The sequence below is a fragment of the Ruegeria sp. AI2 genome, from assembly GCF_056541275.1.
The window spans coordinates 146,528-161,727 of sequence record NZ_JBQFYB010000008.1 but is presented as its reverse complement, the minus strand read 5'-3'; the positions used below and the strand labels follow the sequence as shown (position 1 = coordinate 161,727).

The 15,200-nt window shown below is 53.5% G+C and carries 16 protein-coding genes; 9 read left to right on the top strand and 7 right to left on the bottom strand.

Annotation, left to right across the window (positions count from 1 at the left end):
* Positions 1-206 precede the first annotated feature (206 nt).
* Entirely contained in the window at positions 207-506 is a 300-nt protein-coding gene (locus tag ACR0LL_RS14890; protein ID WP_480587987.1) for a hypothetical protein, read from the bottom strand.
* A 567-nt stretch (positions 507-1,073) separates the two neighbouring features.
* Between ACR0LL_RS14890 and ACR0LL_RS14885 the strand changes: the two genes are divergently transcribed.
* From ACR0LL_RS14885 to ACR0LL_RS14875, 3 genes are all read left to right on the top strand, one after another.
* Positions 1,074-1,589 carry a DUF805 domain-containing protein gene (locus tag ACR0LL_RS14885; RefSeq protein ID WP_480587985.1) on the top strand — a complete coding sequence of 172 codons (516 nt, stop codon included), beginning with the start codon at positions 1,074-1,076 and terminating at the stop codon, positions 1,587-1,589.
* Positions 1,590-1,663: 74 nt separating this feature from the next.
* On the top strand, positions 1,664-2,434 hold the full coding sequence (locus ACR0LL_RS14880) for a hypothetical protein (protein WP_480587983.1): 771 nt from the start codon (positions 1,664-1,666) through the stop codon (positions 2,432-2,434).
* Entirely contained in the window at positions 2,418-2,954 is a 537-nt protein-coding gene (locus tag ACR0LL_RS14875) for a hypothetical protein (RefSeq protein WP_480587982.1), read from the top strand. The genes ACR0LL_RS14880 and ACR0LL_RS14875 overlap by 17 nt, the downstream gene beginning before the upstream one ends.
* A 447-nt stretch (positions 2,955-3,401) precedes the next feature.
* On the opposite strand, the gene ACR0LL_RS14870 is transcribed toward ACR0LL_RS14875, so the two are convergent.
* The 4 genes from ACR0LL_RS14870 to ACR0LL_RS14855 all read right to left on the bottom strand — a co-directional run bounded on the left by ACR0LL_RS14870 (position 3,402) and on the right by ACR0LL_RS14855 (position 8,616).
* Complete coding sequence (locus ACR0LL_RS14870; RefSeq protein WP_209835359.1) at positions 3,402-4,703, bottom strand: alpha/beta hydrolase; 1,302 nt, start codon at positions 4,701-4,703, stop codon at positions 3,402-3,404.
* 20 nt (positions 4,704-4,723) lie between these two features.
* Entirely contained in the window at positions 4,724-5,554 is an 831-nt protein-coding gene (locus ACR0LL_RS14865) for an efflux RND transporter periplasmic adaptor subunit (protein ID WP_480587981.1), read from the bottom strand.
* A 90-nt stretch (positions 5,555-5,644) separates the two neighbouring features.
* Positions 5,645-6,979, bottom strand: a complete 1,335-nt coding sequence (locus ACR0LL_RS14860; RefSeq protein WP_480587979.1) for an amidohydrolase family protein — start codon at positions 6,977-6,979, stop codon at positions 5,645-5,647.
* Between the two features lie 134 nt (positions 6,980-7,113).
* Positions 7,114-8,616 (bottom strand): metal-dependent hydrolase family protein, encoded by a 1,503-nt coding sequence (locus tag ACR0LL_RS14855; RefSeq protein WP_480587978.1) that lies wholly within the window; start codon positions 8,614-8,616, stop codon positions 7,114-7,116.
* Between the two features lie 191 nt (positions 8,617-8,807).
* Here ACR0LL_RS14855 and ACR0LL_RS14850 point away from each other — a divergent pair, with 191 nt between their 5' ends.
* Positions 8,808-9,839, top strand: coding sequence for a helix-turn-helix domain-containing protein (locus tag ACR0LL_RS14850; RefSeq protein WP_480587977.1), 1,032 nt, complete (start codon positions 8,808-8,810; stop codon positions 9,837-9,839).
* Positions 9,782-10,204 (top strand): DoxX family protein, encoded by a 423-nt coding sequence (locus ACR0LL_RS14845; RefSeq protein ID WP_480587976.1) that lies wholly within the window; start codon positions 9,782-9,784, stop codon positions 10,202-10,204. Before ACR0LL_RS14850 ends, ACR0LL_RS14845 begins: the two co-directional genes overlap by 58 nt.
* 757 nt (positions 10,205-10,961) lie before the next feature.
* Here the strand turns inward: ACR0LL_RS14845 and ACR0LL_RS14840 are convergent.
* Positions 10,962-11,456 (bottom strand): MarR family winged helix-turn-helix transcriptional regulator, encoded by a 495-nt coding sequence (locus tag ACR0LL_RS14840; RefSeq protein WP_480482318.1) that lies wholly within the window; start codon positions 11,454-11,456, stop codon positions 10,962-10,964.
* Between the two features lie 78 nt (positions 11,457-11,534).
* Here ACR0LL_RS14840 and ACR0LL_RS14835 point away from each other — a divergent pair, with 78 nt between their 5' ends.
* A complete protein-coding gene (locus tag ACR0LL_RS14835) occupies positions 11,535-12,443 on the top strand; it encodes an EamA family transporter (protein ID WP_480587974.1) in 909 nt (302 codons plus the stop codon).
* Complete coding sequence (locus ACR0LL_RS14830; protein WP_480587972.1) at positions 12,440-13,081, top strand: NAD(P)-dependent oxidoreductase; 642 nt, start codon at positions 12,440-12,442, stop codon at positions 13,079-13,081. Before ACR0LL_RS14835 ends, ACR0LL_RS14830 begins: the two co-directional genes overlap by 4 nt.
* Before the next feature lie 12 nt (positions 13,082-13,093).
* Here the strand turns inward: ACR0LL_RS14830 and ACR0LL_RS14825 are convergent, their stop codons facing one another.
* The gene (locus ACR0LL_RS14825) at positions 13,094-13,564 is read right to left on the bottom strand and encodes a hypothetical protein (protein ID WP_480587970.1); all 471 of its coding nucleotides are present in this window, start codon (positions 13,562-13,564) and stop codon (positions 13,094-13,096) included.
* 252 nt (positions 13,565-13,816) lie between these two features.
* Here ACR0LL_RS14825 and ACR0LL_RS14820 point away from each other — a divergent pair, with 252 nt between their 5' ends.
* Together ACR0LL_RS14820 and rpsD are read left to right on the top strand one after the other, a co-directional pair.
* Complete coding sequence (locus ACR0LL_RS14820; RefSeq protein ID WP_480587968.1) at positions 13,817-14,260, top strand: hypothetical protein; 444 nt, start codon at positions 13,817-13,819, stop codon at positions 14,258-14,260.
* Positions 14,261-14,531: 271 nt separating this feature from the next.
* Positions 14,532-15,152 (top strand): 30S ribosomal protein S4, encoded by a 621-nt coding sequence (gene rpsD, locus ACR0LL_RS14815; RefSeq protein ID WP_170374584.1) that lies wholly within the window; start codon positions 14,532-14,534, stop codon positions 15,150-15,152.
* The last annotated feature ends 48 nt before the right edge of the window (positions 15,153-15,200 follow it).

The window sequence follows — 15,200 nt, the reverse complement described above, 5'->3', positions numbered from 1 at the left end:
CGCCCACCGGCTCCGGAAACCATCATCCCGATGGATCACAGGCCAATCATGCACTAACAATCAAACTGGACCAGTCAGATAGGGCTGCTCAGATGAACGTGTAGTATTTCAGAACCCCTTGGATCAGACGCGAAGAATACATGGCCTGCACTATCCGAAGAGCGAGCCAGTGCCGCGCAGCCGTACTCAGCTACGCAGAAGACAGGTCACAATGCGCCTTCGTCGCCCAGGAACTCGATACCAGCTGTCGCGCCATCACTGTAAGCAATGCAATTCCAAGGAGCACGATCCTCGCCAACGCCGACTGTGACCTGTGTTCCAGCTTCGCTGAATGCAGACGAGAGCACCACGACTTGCGAATTGTTCGTCGTATTGGCTACATCTCGCAAACATGCTTGCTGAGCCGGTGTGAGTTCGGCGGACGCGCTTGATGTACTCGTATCGTCGCAGGCCGTAAGCAGTGCGAAACATGTCGCGCCTGCAATCATCACCATCTTGTCAGACATTTTCTTCTCCCTCTGGTTCCCTTGAAATTAGTGAAATTGGATGCGCTTGTTTGAAGCTCTCGCGCCTGTGCAGCCAATTGAACATACCTTGATCCTGTGACTACCTTTCCCAAAACTTGCCGCGGGGGGCTTGGTCGGCGAGACGATATTTTGTTGACTATCGGGGCCGCCAATAACGTGCGAAGGCTGAATGACGCCACTAGCAAATGCTAGAGCAAACTCTGGAGGGAGGGCGAGTTCGTTAAGTCTAAGCATCGCGTCCTCCCAACGCTCAATCACTGTAGAGTGCCTTCCGACCGCCAGCACTCACTCCAGCAGTCGGAAGGGCCCGACAAATCGGGCGACAGCGACAACAACGGAGGTAAAATGAAAGTTGTGTCGAATTCGCATGTTTGAATCTATTTTATAATAAATCAATATTTTTTCCGCGCGTAAAATCCTTTACGCTCTCGTGCGATAGGCTTCTGCTTTCAAACAAAGGTAAGAGGGAGCATCCGTAGGGGCGAGTTCGCTCTCCTGAGCGGCGAAGCGTTTAAGGCCGCACAGAAGTTAAGAATGGAGTGAAATATGGGATTTGGCGAAGCCGTAAAAACGTGTTTCTCGAAATACTTCCAGTTCTCCGGTCGGGCTTTACGCTCAGAATACTGGTGGTTCTTCTTGTTCGTGGTTCTCGCGAGCGCTGCTTTAGCTGTGCTGGATACGATCATATTCGGGACCAACCCCGAAACAGGGCAAGGATCTCGGGTTCTGTCCTCTGTTTTCCAACTGGCTGTTCTCATACCCATGCTGGCCGCCGGTTGGCGGAGGCTGCATGATACAGGACGACCTGGCTGGTATTTGCTGCTGCCGATGGCGCTCAGCATTACAACGCTTTTTGTTATGCTGGGTGGGGTGGCGTTCTTTTCGGTATTGGAGCAAGGGACGGAAAACCCCGATGCATTGCGAGGACCCGCGGCAGTCCTGGGCATGACTGGTATTGTTGTTGTCTCAATTCTTCAACTGGTTCTGTCCATCCTGATGATATGGTGGTTGACGCGACCTTCCCAAGAAGGCGCAAACGAATACGGCGAACCTGTTTCCTGATCTGGTTGCCCAGGTAACGGGCCGGAATCTCTGCTGAATGACTGCGCGAAACGTAACAGCATGGAGAGAAAAAAATGAGGTTCAATACGATTTCCATTGGAGCGTTGATGATGGCAATGGCGACCACAGCATCGGCGGAGTGGACGTTCAACTCCGGGCCTAATCCCAACGCATTTATTCAGACCGGAAACATGACCCTGGAACTTCAGTGTGACCGTATCCGCTTTGCTCCGGCTGGATATGAGGACAGCCAGGACATTGTGCAGAAGCAAGGGCTTTCCATTCGGTTTTTGAAGAACGGCACCACCGAAGTTGGGGCATTTCAGGGTGGCGCAGAAAACGCGGCTTTTCAGATCGTCGACAATTATCCTGTCGAGGTCAGTTTCAATAGTCAGCAAGACTATGGTTTTGTACTGGACCAGCTTGCGGCCAATGCATCGGTTAATCTGTCGATGATTGATCAAGATGTCAGCTACGGAATCTTTGACTTGAAAGGTTCCGGCGCGGCAATTCGGTCCCTTCGTTCCGCGTGCGATTCAGATACTAGCCAGGGGGGTTCCTACGATGCACCCGAAGGCATTGTCTATTGTGGTGGAGGAGCGATAAAACGCCAGATCGAATATGTAATTCTGGACAATCCAGAGGGGGAGTGGGACGCGCGAGTAACGGTCAACGGTGAGTCGATCAGAGCCATGACGGCCTACAGTTACTTTGGAAACTCTGTACCGCCAGTCGGATTTGTCGTCGCCCTGCTTGGGGAAGACAGGTCCGAGTTTCTGATTTTTAGCGAAGGCTCGGCAAACTGGCTGGAATATGGGGACTACAGGTATGATCAGTGCAATTGATGCCACCTTCCAACCCGCTTCCCAAATAGCGCGTCAGATGAACTGTTTGGTCGCCGGGGTTATGCTTGCTTCGGGCCTTGTTTGGACCTCACCAGCTTTCGCGACTGACGTTTCGCAACTTCCCATCGGTTTGCGGGAAAAGGTTGATCTGGCGGCACGAGCCTGCGCGGAGTTCAACGACGGTCAGTTTGACATAGCCTGGGGCGCGGTTGAAAGGGTCGATCTCGACGGAGATCTACAACGCGACTGGGTTTTGAATGAGTCTGGTTTCGCGTGTTCCAGTGCCGCATCTCTTTACTGCGGAACTGGCGGATGCATGTCGCACTTTTGGGTTAGCGAAGAGGTGCACTCCTTGCTCAACCAAGGCTGGACGGTCCTTGATTTTGGGCGTCGACGAGTTGTCGTGGCGGATATTCATGGATCCAATTGCGACGGAATAAACCCAACGCCTTGCGTCACGGCCAGTGTTTGGGATGCGGAAGCTAAGACGTGGCGCTCATCTGCTGGAGATTGGGAGTAAACTGCATTTGGGCACAGTATAAAAGCCTGACGGCCTGTTTATTCGATGAGTTCTCTGTAGCATGCAAACTTATGGGCAAAATTCCAAGATTTCTTTAAATAAATCAATGTCAGAAATGCAGCGTTATGAGCGCACCTAGATCCGATCTCGGAAATTGCAAAGTCTTGTTACAAATGTCTGATTTGGGCTGCGAGCCGGCACTGCTGAAAGTTGCAGAGAGCATCGGCAGTGAGCCCATTGTACGCACTCGTATTTTGTGCAGCATCAGTCGCGAAGGGCGGATATCGGCCATACACGGCGCTCGGATCATAGGTCCCGAATGCGGAAAATGGCCTCGATCCGCTGAGAATTGACAACGTCCATTTTCTTACGTTTTCAATATGGGGCGAGCGACTTCAAAGCGTCTCTCCGAGCCACTCGCCCCCTCCTTTCAGCGATCCATTTTTCTCATTCCGAACCAAGATGCTCTTCTAGGAACACAGCGACGCGGCGAACAGCTTCAGCGGATTCCGGTGTCTCGGAATGACCGTGGAAGCAGTGTTGCATGGCGTCGTGAACATCCAGAATTGCCTCGTGGCCCGCACTACGCAGGACTCCGTACATGCGTATGCCGTCGCTCATCTGAATTTCCTTAGACCCAGTCTGTACCATCGTCGGAGGGAAATCTCGCCCCTCGAAATTGTCGTACACAGTTGAGTAGCGCGGGTCTTGTGCTTTCTCTTCAGTAATTCCCAGCATCGGCCAGACTGAGTCGATCAAGTGATCTACGTTAGTGCGTGGATCGTCGTACCGCAGCGTCCATGTCGAATCGCTATTGAACGAGAAATCAGTCTGCGGGCTTTGCATTACGGCCGCACCAGGCAGCGCTCCTCCGCGATGCGACATGGCATTTGTCGCCATTGCCACCAATCCACCGCCCGCGGAACAACCGTAAATTCCGACGTTCTCTGGTTTATAGCCACCGCCCTCTCCGGTCAGTGCATCAAAAACGGCGATCACCTGATCCCGCTGGTCCAAAATGTCCCAGTCGGGGGCTGGCATCAATTTGTAATCGACGGAGGCAATGTCGATGCCCATATGATTGGCAAGTGGTGCTGTCCGGTCAAACGTTGTTTCCGGAGTGTTTCCGTAAAAGGCACCACCATGTGCATGAATGAGTATCTTTCCCGGATGGCGGTTTTCGCTCGGACTGATAATGACCGTTCTAACACCACCTATCTCACGTTCCTCGGTCGACAAGTTGTAAGTCTTTAAAAGTTGTTTGCCGGCGGCCTCCATCGGATCGATCAATTCATCGTGCAACGACTGCCATGCACCGTAGTCCGTTGGGTCTGGGTAGCCTTCCCAACTGCTGGTGAGCCAATTGGGCGTCCAGTTAACCATCACCTCACGCATCTCCGGGCTAACAAAATCGGGAATATGCGTTGGAAATGTCTTGTTTCGATTTGGATCATTGGGGTCAGCGTTGAAGGTCGCAATGGAAAGAAGACGCCGTACATCTTCGTGACATGGCGCGTTCTGACTTTTCACTTCCAACTTATCGCACGCCTCTTTCAGCGCGGACAATTCTTCGTTCAAGCGCTCGACGGCAGTGGTGCCTTCCTCAGATTTCAGAATCTCGCCGACGCGAGCATAAGCGTCAGACATCAAATTCCAGTGCGATCCGTGGTCTGCTGCTTCAGAAGCGGCAACCGTAGCAAGTCCCGCCAATGCAGCTGAAGCCAGAAACGGAGATGTCCAAGTTTTCATTTGATATCCCTTTCTTTGGATCATTTTGAGTTTTCATAAGACGTGACCAATACCTTCATGCCGGGGCGCAATAGGAATTCAGGATTGGGGAATTCGGCGATGCTGTAGCCAATCCCTGTCTCCGGATCGAATTCAAACGGCGTTGAGATAAGGCGTCCGTGATGTGGAAATTCACTTCCTCCCGGCAGTTCCAGCACCAGAGTCAGGCTGCCCATTACACTGTCGTGGCTTTCGCCCGCGAGGATGCGTTCCTGATGCTTCTCGTACGTTCCCTCCACGCGAACGTGGATCGGATCCAGTTGATACAGGGTTCCGATTTCGGGCGAGTCGGCGACGACGTTTGCATTATCGCGAAACCGCGGCGCACTCATCTGGCCGTCGAACGGTGCGTGGATGAGCTGGAGATCTGAGATAGCCTTGGCCTTTTCCGCATTGAGCCTCTTTGTCTCAACGGTCGCTTCGGCGATTTTGACACGCGCTTCAGCTTGCGCAATCTCAACTTCAGACACAGAATTGGTGCCCAACCGCTTCTTTCTGGACAGGTCAGCCTGGGCCAACTCCAGTTCAGCCACGGCCTGCTGGTGAGCCAACTCACCGATTTTGGCATCCCATTGCTTGAAGACCTCGTCGAAAGTCACCAGTAGATCACCTTCTTTGACGAATTGACCTTCAATAAAGTGGACAGTGTCGATCTGGTTTTCGGCGGCTGCCGACACATCCCAGCTTTTGGCTGGCACAACCACTCCTTCTCCTTCCGCACTGAAAACCCCCGGACCACTGCTCTGTGCGTTCACTACGGCCGCGCAAAGCAAGGTTGTGATCAGTGTGGCTTGCAAAAGCTTTCTTGCCACGGGTCTCTTTCTCCTATGTCCGTTTTTTGGTTCCTCTAATGGTTTTTACAAACGGGCGGGATGGACGAGGTGAACCATCCCGCCCATCGCTCAGTTCAGCGTGTTCTTGTAGATCACGCCGTCCTTCATGATGATTTTTAGATTTGTGTCCGGATCCTTCATGATCTCGATGTTTTCCAGAGGATTGCCATCGACCAGCAATAGGTCTGCATAGGCGCCTTCTTGAATGACGCCCAACGGGCCTTCTGGGTATGGATTCATCTGGCCGGTCAGAGCATTCAGTTCTCCGGCTGTCGAGGTAAACGACTTTAGTGTCCGGAAGTTGCCAATAGCTTCTGAGAAAAACTCGAACTCATCTAGCGCGCGATCATCATATTCGCGACCAGTATTCCACTGGGGAATATGATCTGATGCAAGAACCACTTTCAGGTCAGGGTTGTTTTTCATCACTTCCAGCAAGTTTGACGATGCGTCCCGAATAACGCTCCACTTTGCAAAGCTTTCTGGTGGATAAGCCTTTTCAGCCTGTTCCACTGAGATTGAAAACACAGGCGAAAACGCAGTGGACAGAAACATGCCATTTTCAATCATCGTTTTGGCCTGCTCATCGGTCAGATAGGGTGCGTGCTCAATCGACATCACGCCATTGTCGATAGCCTGTTGAAGCGCAGCAGCGGTGTGTGCATGAGACGCGACATAGGTATCCCAGCGCTCCGCCACCTCAACGACTGCTTGGACCTCTTCATCAAGAGGACCTGAATGAAGTGGATCAAACAAACTTGTTACACCGCCTCCGGTGAACAGTTTGAGCTGTACCGCTCCGCGACGGAATGCTTCACGCGCCGCGCGCAGGGTTTCCGCCCGCCCGTCAGCGATAATCGTAACATAATCTTCGTAGAAATGTTGCCGCCCGCCGGCGATATTCGGGTGGGAGTCATTCAATTCACGGAAATCGCCATGACCGGATGTTGTGGTGATCCAGTTTTCTGTGGGATAGATGCGAGGCCCCACCATGACGCCCTCGTCGATGATTAGACGCATGAAATTTGACGGACCACCCAGATCCCGTACTGTGGTAAATCCGTTCATCAACATCCCTTCGGCACGATCTGCGGCCAACGCACCATGAGCGTAGGGATGCAGCCCGTCCCGCGATTGCGTTTGCACAGGCCCGAAGGTCGAGATGTGAACGTGCATATCCAACATACCTGGCATCAGTGTGCGCCCGCCGCCGTCAATGATCCGGGCGTTCGCAGCAGCCAATGGTTCAGATGAGACCTCGGCAATCAGGTTGTCGACCACCAGCACATTAGCATTTTCAATCAGTTCATCGCTCACACCGTCAAAAACGTTCACGTTGGTAAACAGTGTTGAGAAGCTTTCATCTTGTGCAAGCGCCATAGAGCAGCCCAGAGATAGGGTCATTATTGGCCCAATTATCGCCTTCACTCTTAGTCTCATCAGTAAAACGCTCCGTTTCTTGTTAGCTGAATTACGTCGAAAGAACTTTGTTCTTGCGAGTGTACGGGGCCGGCTAGATTGTTCGTCCCATCTATTGTTCAGTTCAGCGTGTTCTTGTAGATCACGCCGTCCTTCATGATGAGGTTGATGGTTTCGATGCCCCGCTTGCGGGGTTCAGCATTGAACCATTTCGGATTACCACCAAGCACAGTGATGTCCTCAAGTGGGTTTCCATCGACGAGCAGAATGTCGGCGTATGCGCCTTCCTCGATGACACCAAGAGGTGTGGGGTAAGGGTTACTGCCACCGGTCAAGGCGGCAAGCTTGCCGCCAGTAGACGTCATTGCTTTCAGTGTTTCATAGTTGCCAAATGTATCTGCGAATATCCATTTCTCATGGTCCCGGTGGTGTCTTGCGGCCATGCCATTGGTACTCACGATGTCGATTGAGAACACAATGTTCGGCTTCACCTTTTTGATGACTTCAGCGAAGTTTTTTGTTCCCTCTTTCATCATAAGTGTTCTGGCGTACTCAAATGTTGAAGGATTGCCATAGACCGGATGTGTCAGGATGTCTTCGCTCATGACGGCTGCAATGTAAGGGGAAATGAAGGCACCTTTTTCCTTCATCAACATGGCCGTGTCTTCCTGTAGGAACTGTCCATGTTCAATTGACATGACACCCAGATCGAGCGCCCGGCGAATGGCTTCATCAAGATAAAGGTGCGCTGCAACATAGGTTCCACGCGTTGCAGCTTCTTCTACTGCGGCGATAATTTCAGCGTCGGTGTATTGAGAGGCCTCAAAGGGACCTTTATTGCTGGCAACACCACCGGCCATCATGATTTTCATATGAGTGGCGCCCGCATTAAAGTTCCTGCGAACGGCTGCTCGAACTTCATCAGGGCTGTTTGCAATGTGATATATGCCATTGCGCCAGGTGCTACTCTGCTGGGGACTTGTCTGGCTTTCAAACAAGAGATCACCGTGACCAGCGCTTTGGCTGATCATCCCGGCAGCGCTGTAGATGCGAGGTCCTTCCATTAGGCCGTTGTCGATGACACGTCGCAATCCGTCGGCCATGCCCCCCATATCACGCACTGTCGTAAAGCCATCGTAGAACCACTCCAACGCAGCAGACGAGGCATGTCCCGCCATATAGTCCCACCGGGCCATTTCCATGCCCGGACGCCCGCCGTCCATAGAAAGGTTAAAATGCGTATGGCTATCAATCATGCCCGGCATCAAGGTGCGTCCCCCGCCGTCGATGACATTGGGCGACACTTTGACTGTCTGCGTCCCTTCTTCACCCTCGATGATGAAGGTGTAGCCACTGCTGCCGCTATGAATTTCTGAATACAATGGCCCACTCGGACTAGCTTGCACTTCCCATGTACCGGTCTCTGGAATGTCTTCGGCGACCTTGTGGATCTTGTTTCCGACAACAAGAACATCCAAGTCCAGAAGACCATCGGTGTTCCCATCAAAAACTTTCACGTTTTTGAACAAGGTGACTGATGGCGCTTCCTGCTGAGCAAATGCCGCGCCGGCGGTAAGGATGAACGCGGTGGCGACCAAAATCGACGTGGTTCTGGTAATCATGTCATCTCCCTGAGTGCATGATCAATGCTTAATCGACCTTTTCCCCTCCAGACTATGGCAGCTTCTCGCCCGGCATGCCTGACCATCTCCTGAGGTCGGAAATTTTCTTGTTAGGAAATGGTCAGGTTTTCTGCATTTTTGCTAGAAAGCCAGATGCAGAGGTGGCACGAGTCCGGGCAGAGGGAGCGAATATGTTCGGGAATCGCAAAACACCTAAAGGCTCTGATCTGCCATTGGTGCGGGCAACAGTGCTGGCGCCGGTCGTCGCTGCGTTGCGCGCACGGGGGCAGGATACCGATGATGTTTTCGCACATCTGAGCTTTGACGCAGCAACGATGATCGCACCTGAGCAATTTCTGCCACATGAAACCGTATATGCAGCCTTCAATGCCGCATCTGATGCCGAAGGAGCAGATTTTTGCACTCGGGTTGGCCAGTCTGTTGATCTCAAGAGCTTCCTTCCAAAAGGGCAGGAGCTTGCAGAGGCCTTTACGCTGGGTGACTTGTTCACACGCTTCACCCAGATTGTTTCGAAGGAGTCAAATGCAGTCACTCAGTCCCTGGTCGTAGAAGACGAATATGCTTACTTTGCGGCCCGGCGGCATTTTCGCTCGTCAGTGTCACCTGCCCAAGCCGATGGCTTCATGATCGGGATCTGGATTTCCCTGCTGCACCGAGTGATCGATTTCCGTTGGAATCCGCGTGAGATCGTACTGCAACTGGCCAACCCTAACGTTTTGCCCAAACAGTTTTACGGGGTCACTGGCATTCCCTCCGACGAGCGAGGGTTTTCGATACGCTTCCCATCCATCTGGCTGAACCATCGCCTCTCAGGGTCCATGTTGGAGAACAACCCCGAGTATCACCCATCAGTCATGGAACTTGCGGCCCCGCTCGATTTTTTGACCGGGTTCGAAGACATCGTCCGATCCCGGTTGTCCGATCCGGCGTTCACAGCGGAAGAGGCCGCGCGCTCGGTTGGTTTGCATCCAAACACCCTGAATGCGCGTCTGTCAGAACGTGGCGAGACAACATCCAAGGTCATTGCACGCATGAAACGAGAGAAAGCGATTGAACTGTTGGGTGTGAAATCCTTCTCGGTCAGGGACGCCGCTCAGCAACTCGGGTTTTCCGACCCGACTGCATTCTCACGGGCTTTCCGGAGGTGGACTGGTCAGTCTCCACAGGCTTTCAGGCGCTCATACAGGGAACCAGAACATTGACCTTAACGATAGCCATTGCGCTCCTGTCGGCGTTCTTCTTGCTCGCAAGCTCGATCAAACTTCTAGGCTGGCAAAAGAAGGTCTTCGAAATACAGTTGGATATGTTCGAAAACTATGGCTTGAACCGGCATATCATGTTTCTTGTCGGAATCGTCGAGCTGTTTGGCGCTATCGCCATCTGGTTTCAAGGCGAATGGCTGGGCCCTCTCGGAGCGCTGGCGCTTTTGGCGACATCCATCGGCGCAATCTTCTGCCACCTGACATTCGACACATGGAAGGATGGCGTTCCGGCGATGATAACCGCGGCCCTTTCTGCATTTGTGCTTTTGCACGGTTGGAGCAGCATAAATTCGGTGTTCACGTGAACCGCAGAGTCTTTTTGGTTGTCCCAAGCAGACTGTTCGGAAGGTTCTGAAGCGGAAAGCTGCCGTTCATGTATGTCCATAGAAATAGCAATTGAGCGCCGGAAGCGCCAATTGACGCCATTGGGCCGAGCGGCAGGTTCCGGTAGCCAAGATTCCGCAGAGAATTGGATGCAGCAGGGCGGAGGCCAACCTCCTGATACAGAGCGGTATCCTCAGGTCAGTCATTCAGGATGACGGTAACACCAGCGGGCGACACAACGGCGTTGATTCACTTGACCTGGACAGCTTGGTCGACGCGATGCGACGGATCGGTCATTCGGTCGCTGAACCAAGCGAAGGCATGTCGAATATTGGTGGCGCGGCTGGAGCCCTAAATATCCCATCCATGGAAGTTTCATCGTTGTTATTGGATGGCCATCTTAAGAAAGTCGAACTTCTACCGGCTGACCTCAAGTTCCGGTCAGTGCTGGTGGACGTCGATGAAGTCGCGAATAAACTTGGAGCGAAGGTGGGCCAGACGCGGGTGGCAACTATTCTGTGGCAGAACCGAGGGCAAACTCGGCCAAGAATACCGAACTGCTGTACATTCCCGATCATCAGGTAATCAAGAACTGCGAAACAGAACCGAGCAATGTTCGCCTGTGTTTCACAAAATTGTAGCAATGAGAATCCTGCTAGAGCATTGGTGGTTAGTTCCAATGCAAAGTCGTATTCTGAGAGTGTGTTGGTTTCTCGGTACGCGCCAATTTTCCGGTACTTATTTCGCGTCTACGTCAATCGCCTCGCCAAGTGTTTTGAGCAATTCATTCAGGTTTTCGCGCTGCGTGGGTGATAACCCTCTCAAGAGCCGATGTTGTGTTTCAACGTGATCTGAAACGACATTTTCGATTTTTGAGAACCCGGCCTTGGTCAAACGTATCAAAAAACCCCGTTTATCTTCAGGATTTGGTACGCGCTCTACCAGACCTGCCTTGACGAGCTGGTCAATCCGGTTGGTCATTGTCCCGGACGTCACCATGGTCAGGTCAAGCAATTCCCCGGGCGACAAGCCTTCAGGCTTTCCGGATCTGCGCAGAGTCGCCAGTACATCAAAGCTGGCGAGGTTAAGCCCGTAAACCTTCCAGGTTTTGTCCATCTCTTTTCTGAGTTGAGCCACCAGGCGGGAGAGACGCCCAATCGTTTCCATCGGTCCGACATCAAGGTCGGGTCGGGCTTTGTTCCATTGCGAAATGATACGATCAATGTGGTCCATGGAAGCATATTGCGAAGATTTATCTTGACGTCAAGAGAATGAACAATATCTTGACGTCAAGATAAATGGAGATTCCTCATGAAACATCATGTCGACATCGCGCTCACTGCAATCGCGCCGCTGGTCTGGGGCAGCACGTACTACGTTACGACTGAATTCCTTCCGGCCGGGTATCCAGTCACTATGGCTGCCCTACGGGCTTTGCCCGCTGGCCTGCTATTGCTTGTTCTTGCCCGGCAATTGCCGCAGGGTATCTGGTGGATACGCGCCTTCGTTCTCGGTGCGCTCAACTTCACCGCGTTCTGGACATTGCTATTTGTGGCGGCGTACCGGCTGCCTGGCGGTGTAGCCGCAACTGTTGGGGCGGTTCAGCCTTTGATTGTCGTATTCTTGGCCGGGGTGCTGATTGGTACGACGGTCAAGGTGTCTGCGGTGGTCGCGGCACTGATCGGTATCTTTGGGGTCGGACTTCTTGTTCTTGGTTCGGAGATTTCACTTGATCCGATTGGAGTGATTGCGGGCATCGGGGGCGCAGCCTCCATGGGGGCGGGCACAGTTCTGACCCGGAAGTGGCAAGCCCCTGTGCCCCTTTTGACTTTGGCGGCCTGGCAACTCACGGCAGGGGGGCTGTTGCTGGTACCTTTGGCGCTTCTGTTTGAGCCTGCGTTTCCACCATTGAATACGCAAAACATCACCGGCATCGTCTATCTCACTCTGATCGGGGCTGCGCTGACATACATCTTATGGTTCCGGGGCGTTTCCCGGATCGAACCCGGCGCCGTTTCAGCCCTTGGTTTTCTCAGCCCGCTTTCCGCAGTCATTATTGGATGGATGCTTCTTGGTCAGGCTTTGACACCCACCCAGATCGCCGGAGCCGGGGTTGTGCTCACGGCAATCTGGCTTGGACAGCGTGCTGGGCAGATGGGCAATTCCGTACTTTCAAGAACTTCCAATTCACACCTCGTCTCAAAAGGAGAATGCTCATGAAACTTGTTGTATTTGGTGCCACTGGCGACGTCGGTTCTCGTGTCGTGACTGAGGCCATTTCGCGTGGCCATGAGGTTACTGCGGCAGTTCGAAACGAGGCGGGGCTCAAAAAACTACCCAAGGGTGCCAAGCCGGTTGTTGCAGATGTCGCAGACCCTGCGGCATTGGCCGCTGCGATGGCTGGCCAGGATTTGGCCATAAGCGCTGTGCGTACACCGGCCGGGCGTGAAGGTGAAATTGTTGCTTTGACCCGATCCATCCTGCATGTCGCATCTCTTGTCCGTCTTCGCGTAATTATTATTGGGGGTGCCGCTCGTCTGCATATGCCCGATGGCAGCCCGCACACTGTCTTATCAGATCCAGACTTTCTGCCTGAAAGCATAGTCCCAACCGCACGTGCATCCATGGCGCAGTGGGAACTCTGTTCATCGGATGCCTCAGCAAACTGGACCTATGCCAGCCCGTCCGCCTTATTGCAGCCCGGTGAACGCCGGGGCGTATTCAGAACCGACACAGATAACCTGATTGTTGATGACGCCGGCAACTCAGAAATCTCCATGGAAGATTTTGCAGTGGCAATTGTAGATGAGGCCCAATCGCCCAAATTTCCACGTGCCGCCTTTACCGTAGGCTATTGAACCTCCAACGACCTAGTCGTTTTGGGAGAGCGCCCCGCCTGCAGTTCGCAAGCGGGGTATCTTCTCGAATGCGGTCTCGTCACGCGACCTTACGAATACGAACAGGCCGCACCACGGCATCGACAGTCGCTGACGTAAGGCAGCTATGAGCCGATTCAACAGGGCGGTCCATTGCGGCTGGTGAGATACTGCAGGCTCACCAATGACCGAGAAAAGCCCCATCGCCACAGGGCAGGTAAATGTCTCACCCAGGATGGCCAGACCCGGCATCACACCGACACCGGCGCGCAGATACGCCTGGCTTGCGATGTCCATGGACCCTAGCGTGTGCACCAGTTTGAAATTGATCGGCAGGGCCACACCAGTGCACAAGTTCAATAGAACGCTTGTTGCCGCCAATGCTGTTACACTCGGCGTCAAGGTCCATGGCCGGTGCAGCAGCAGCTTAGCGCCCATCACCAAAAGCGCTCCGTCGGATCGCATGTCTGACTAAGGAAGTGTGACCGCCACTCTCACGAGTGGGTTTTTCCATCTTGATCTCTGATCAGAAACCATTCCCTGGGTCGCCGCAGCAAGCTGATGTTCAGATAATCAGCTTGGATCAACGCAAACACATATTTTTGATTCACTTCTGCAACATTCTTGTGAATGCTTCATTCCCGTCTCTTTTCCGCCGGATTTGGTGCTGATAAGCAATGATTGAATATCGGGATGTTAAATAGTGCGAGTGGGCAGATGAGAGCCGGAGTTAACGGTCAGGTAGCCATTTCATGGGATCAAACTGAAATTGACGGACTCGAGGACGCGCCTCTGGCGTGTCTGGCCGTCGGCGCGGCTTGGTCATGGCGCGGACAGGCGATAGTACTGAGCGCAGAGGCCGAGAGCAGCGTCGAACAGATTGGATATGCGCGGGGCGCTGCAACCCGTTTGAAGAACCGCTTCCCGATTGTCCGGGAAGTTTCCGGCCACGTGACCGGTGCTTTGACACTTACCAATGGGTCGCAGCGGTTTTCAGCCAACCTTGTTGCCGACACCAATGATGCAGCACCAACCATCGTTTTCGATGGCGCATGCCCGCCACGGGATGAAGAATTCTGGATCGTCGACGTGACCGATGTTGTGATGGTGCACAAGGCGGGTGTTGAAGGCGGCGGGAATGTCGTTGCATTTCCGGCCTGAACGCGACGTGTATTTTTCTTGATGAAAGCGGTGTGACAGCAATCGTCGCTATGCGCGCAGGCGCCTGCGCTGCCTGCGGCGAACATATCTTTGCAGATATTCGAAACTGCGTTGAATGCCGTGTTGACTCTGCCGGCTTTGCGGATATAAGCGCGGCTTCATTGGTGTTGGTGGCCCCCGCAAGGGGAAACCTGTCATGAGGGAAACCTCAAGAGGACAACGCCCTTCATAGTTGCCCGTTTGGGCATCGACCTAAAGAAGGAGATCAGCCGTGACCAAACGCACGTCTGCCAAGTACAAAATCGACCGCCGGATGGGCGAAAACATCTGGGGTCGTCCGAAATCCCCGGTCAACCGTCGTGAATACGGCCCCGGCCAGCACGGCCAGCGCCGCAAGGGCAAACTGTCGGACTTCGGTCTGCAGCTGCGTGCCAAGCAGAAGCTGAAAGGCTACTACGGCGACCTGACCGAAAAGCAGTTCCGCCGCATCTATGCCGAAGCCGAGCGTGTAAAAGGCGACACCGGTGAAAACCTGATCGGCCTGCTGGAGCGCCGTCTGGACGCCGTCGTCTATCGCGCCAAGTTCGTACCGACCGTCTTCGCTGCGCGTCAGTTCGTGAACCACGGCCACGTCAAAGTGAACGGCAAGCGGGTGAACATCCCCAGCTACCGCGTCAAAGAAGGCGACGTCATCGAAGTGCGTGACAAGTCCAAGCAACTGGCTGTTGTTCTGGAAGCTGTTGCCCTGGCCGAGCGTGATGTTCCTGACTACATCGATGCTGACCACTCGAAAATGACCGCAACGTTCGTTCGCGCACCGGGCCTGAGCGATGTGCCGTACCCGGTCATGATGGAACCGAACCTGGTCGTCGAATTCTACGCGAAGAACTGATCTTCGCATTCCGACCTGGAATTCAGAGCCGCACCTTTGGGTGCGGCT

Excerpts from the sequence above, each read along its gene's own strand:
- ACR0LL_RS14890 (WP_480587987.1), bottom strand. The coding sequence starts at position 506 with ATGTCTGACAAGATGGTGATGATTGCAGGCGCGACATGTTTCGCACTG.
- ACR0LL_RS14885 (WP_480587985.1), top strand. The coding sequence starts at position 1,074 with ATGGGATTTGGCGAAGCCGTAAAAACGTGTTTCTCGAAATACTTCCAG.
- ACR0LL_RS14880 (WP_480587983.1), top strand. The coding sequence starts at position 1,664 with ATGAGGTTCAATACGATTTCCATTGGAGCGTTGATGATGGCAATGGCG.
- ACR0LL_RS14875 (WP_480587982.1), top strand. The coding sequence starts at position 2,418 with ATGATCAGTGCAATTGATGCCACCTTCCAACCCGCTTCCCAAATAGCG.
- ACR0LL_RS14870 (WP_209835359.1), bottom strand. The coding sequence starts at position 4,703 with ATGAAAACTTGGACATCTCCGTTTCTGGCTTCAGCTGCATTGGCGGGA.
- ACR0LL_RS14860 (WP_480587979.1), bottom strand. The coding sequence starts at position 6,979 with ATGACCCTATCTCTGGGCTGCTCTATGGCGCTTGCACAAGATGAAAGC.
- ACR0LL_RS14855 (WP_480587978.1), bottom strand. The coding sequence starts at position 8,616 with ATGATTACCAGAACCACGTCGATTTTGGTCGCCACCGCGTTCATCCTT.
- ACR0LL_RS14850 (WP_480587977.1), top strand. The coding sequence starts at position 8,808 with ATGTTCGGGAATCGCAAAACACCTAAAGGCTCTGATCTGCCATTGGTG.
- ACR0LL_RS14840 (WP_480482318.1), bottom strand. The coding sequence starts at position 11,456 with ATGGACCACATTGATCGTATCATTTCGCAATGGAACAAAGCCCGACCC.
- ACR0LL_RS14835 (WP_480587974.1), top strand. The coding sequence starts at position 11,535 with ATGAAACATCATGTCGACATCGCGCTCACTGCAATCGCGCCGCTGGTC.
- ACR0LL_RS14830 (WP_480587972.1), top strand. The coding sequence starts at position 12,440 with ATGAAACTTGTTGTATTTGGTGCCACTGGCGACGTCGGTTCTCGTGTC.
- ACR0LL_RS14825 (WP_480587970.1), bottom strand. The coding sequence starts at position 13,564 with ATGCGATCCGACGGAGCGCTTTTGGTGATGGGCGCTAAGCTGCTGCTG.
- ACR0LL_RS14820 (WP_480587968.1), top strand. The coding sequence starts at position 13,817 with ATGAGAGCCGGAGTTAACGGTCAGGTAGCCATTTCATGGGATCAAACT.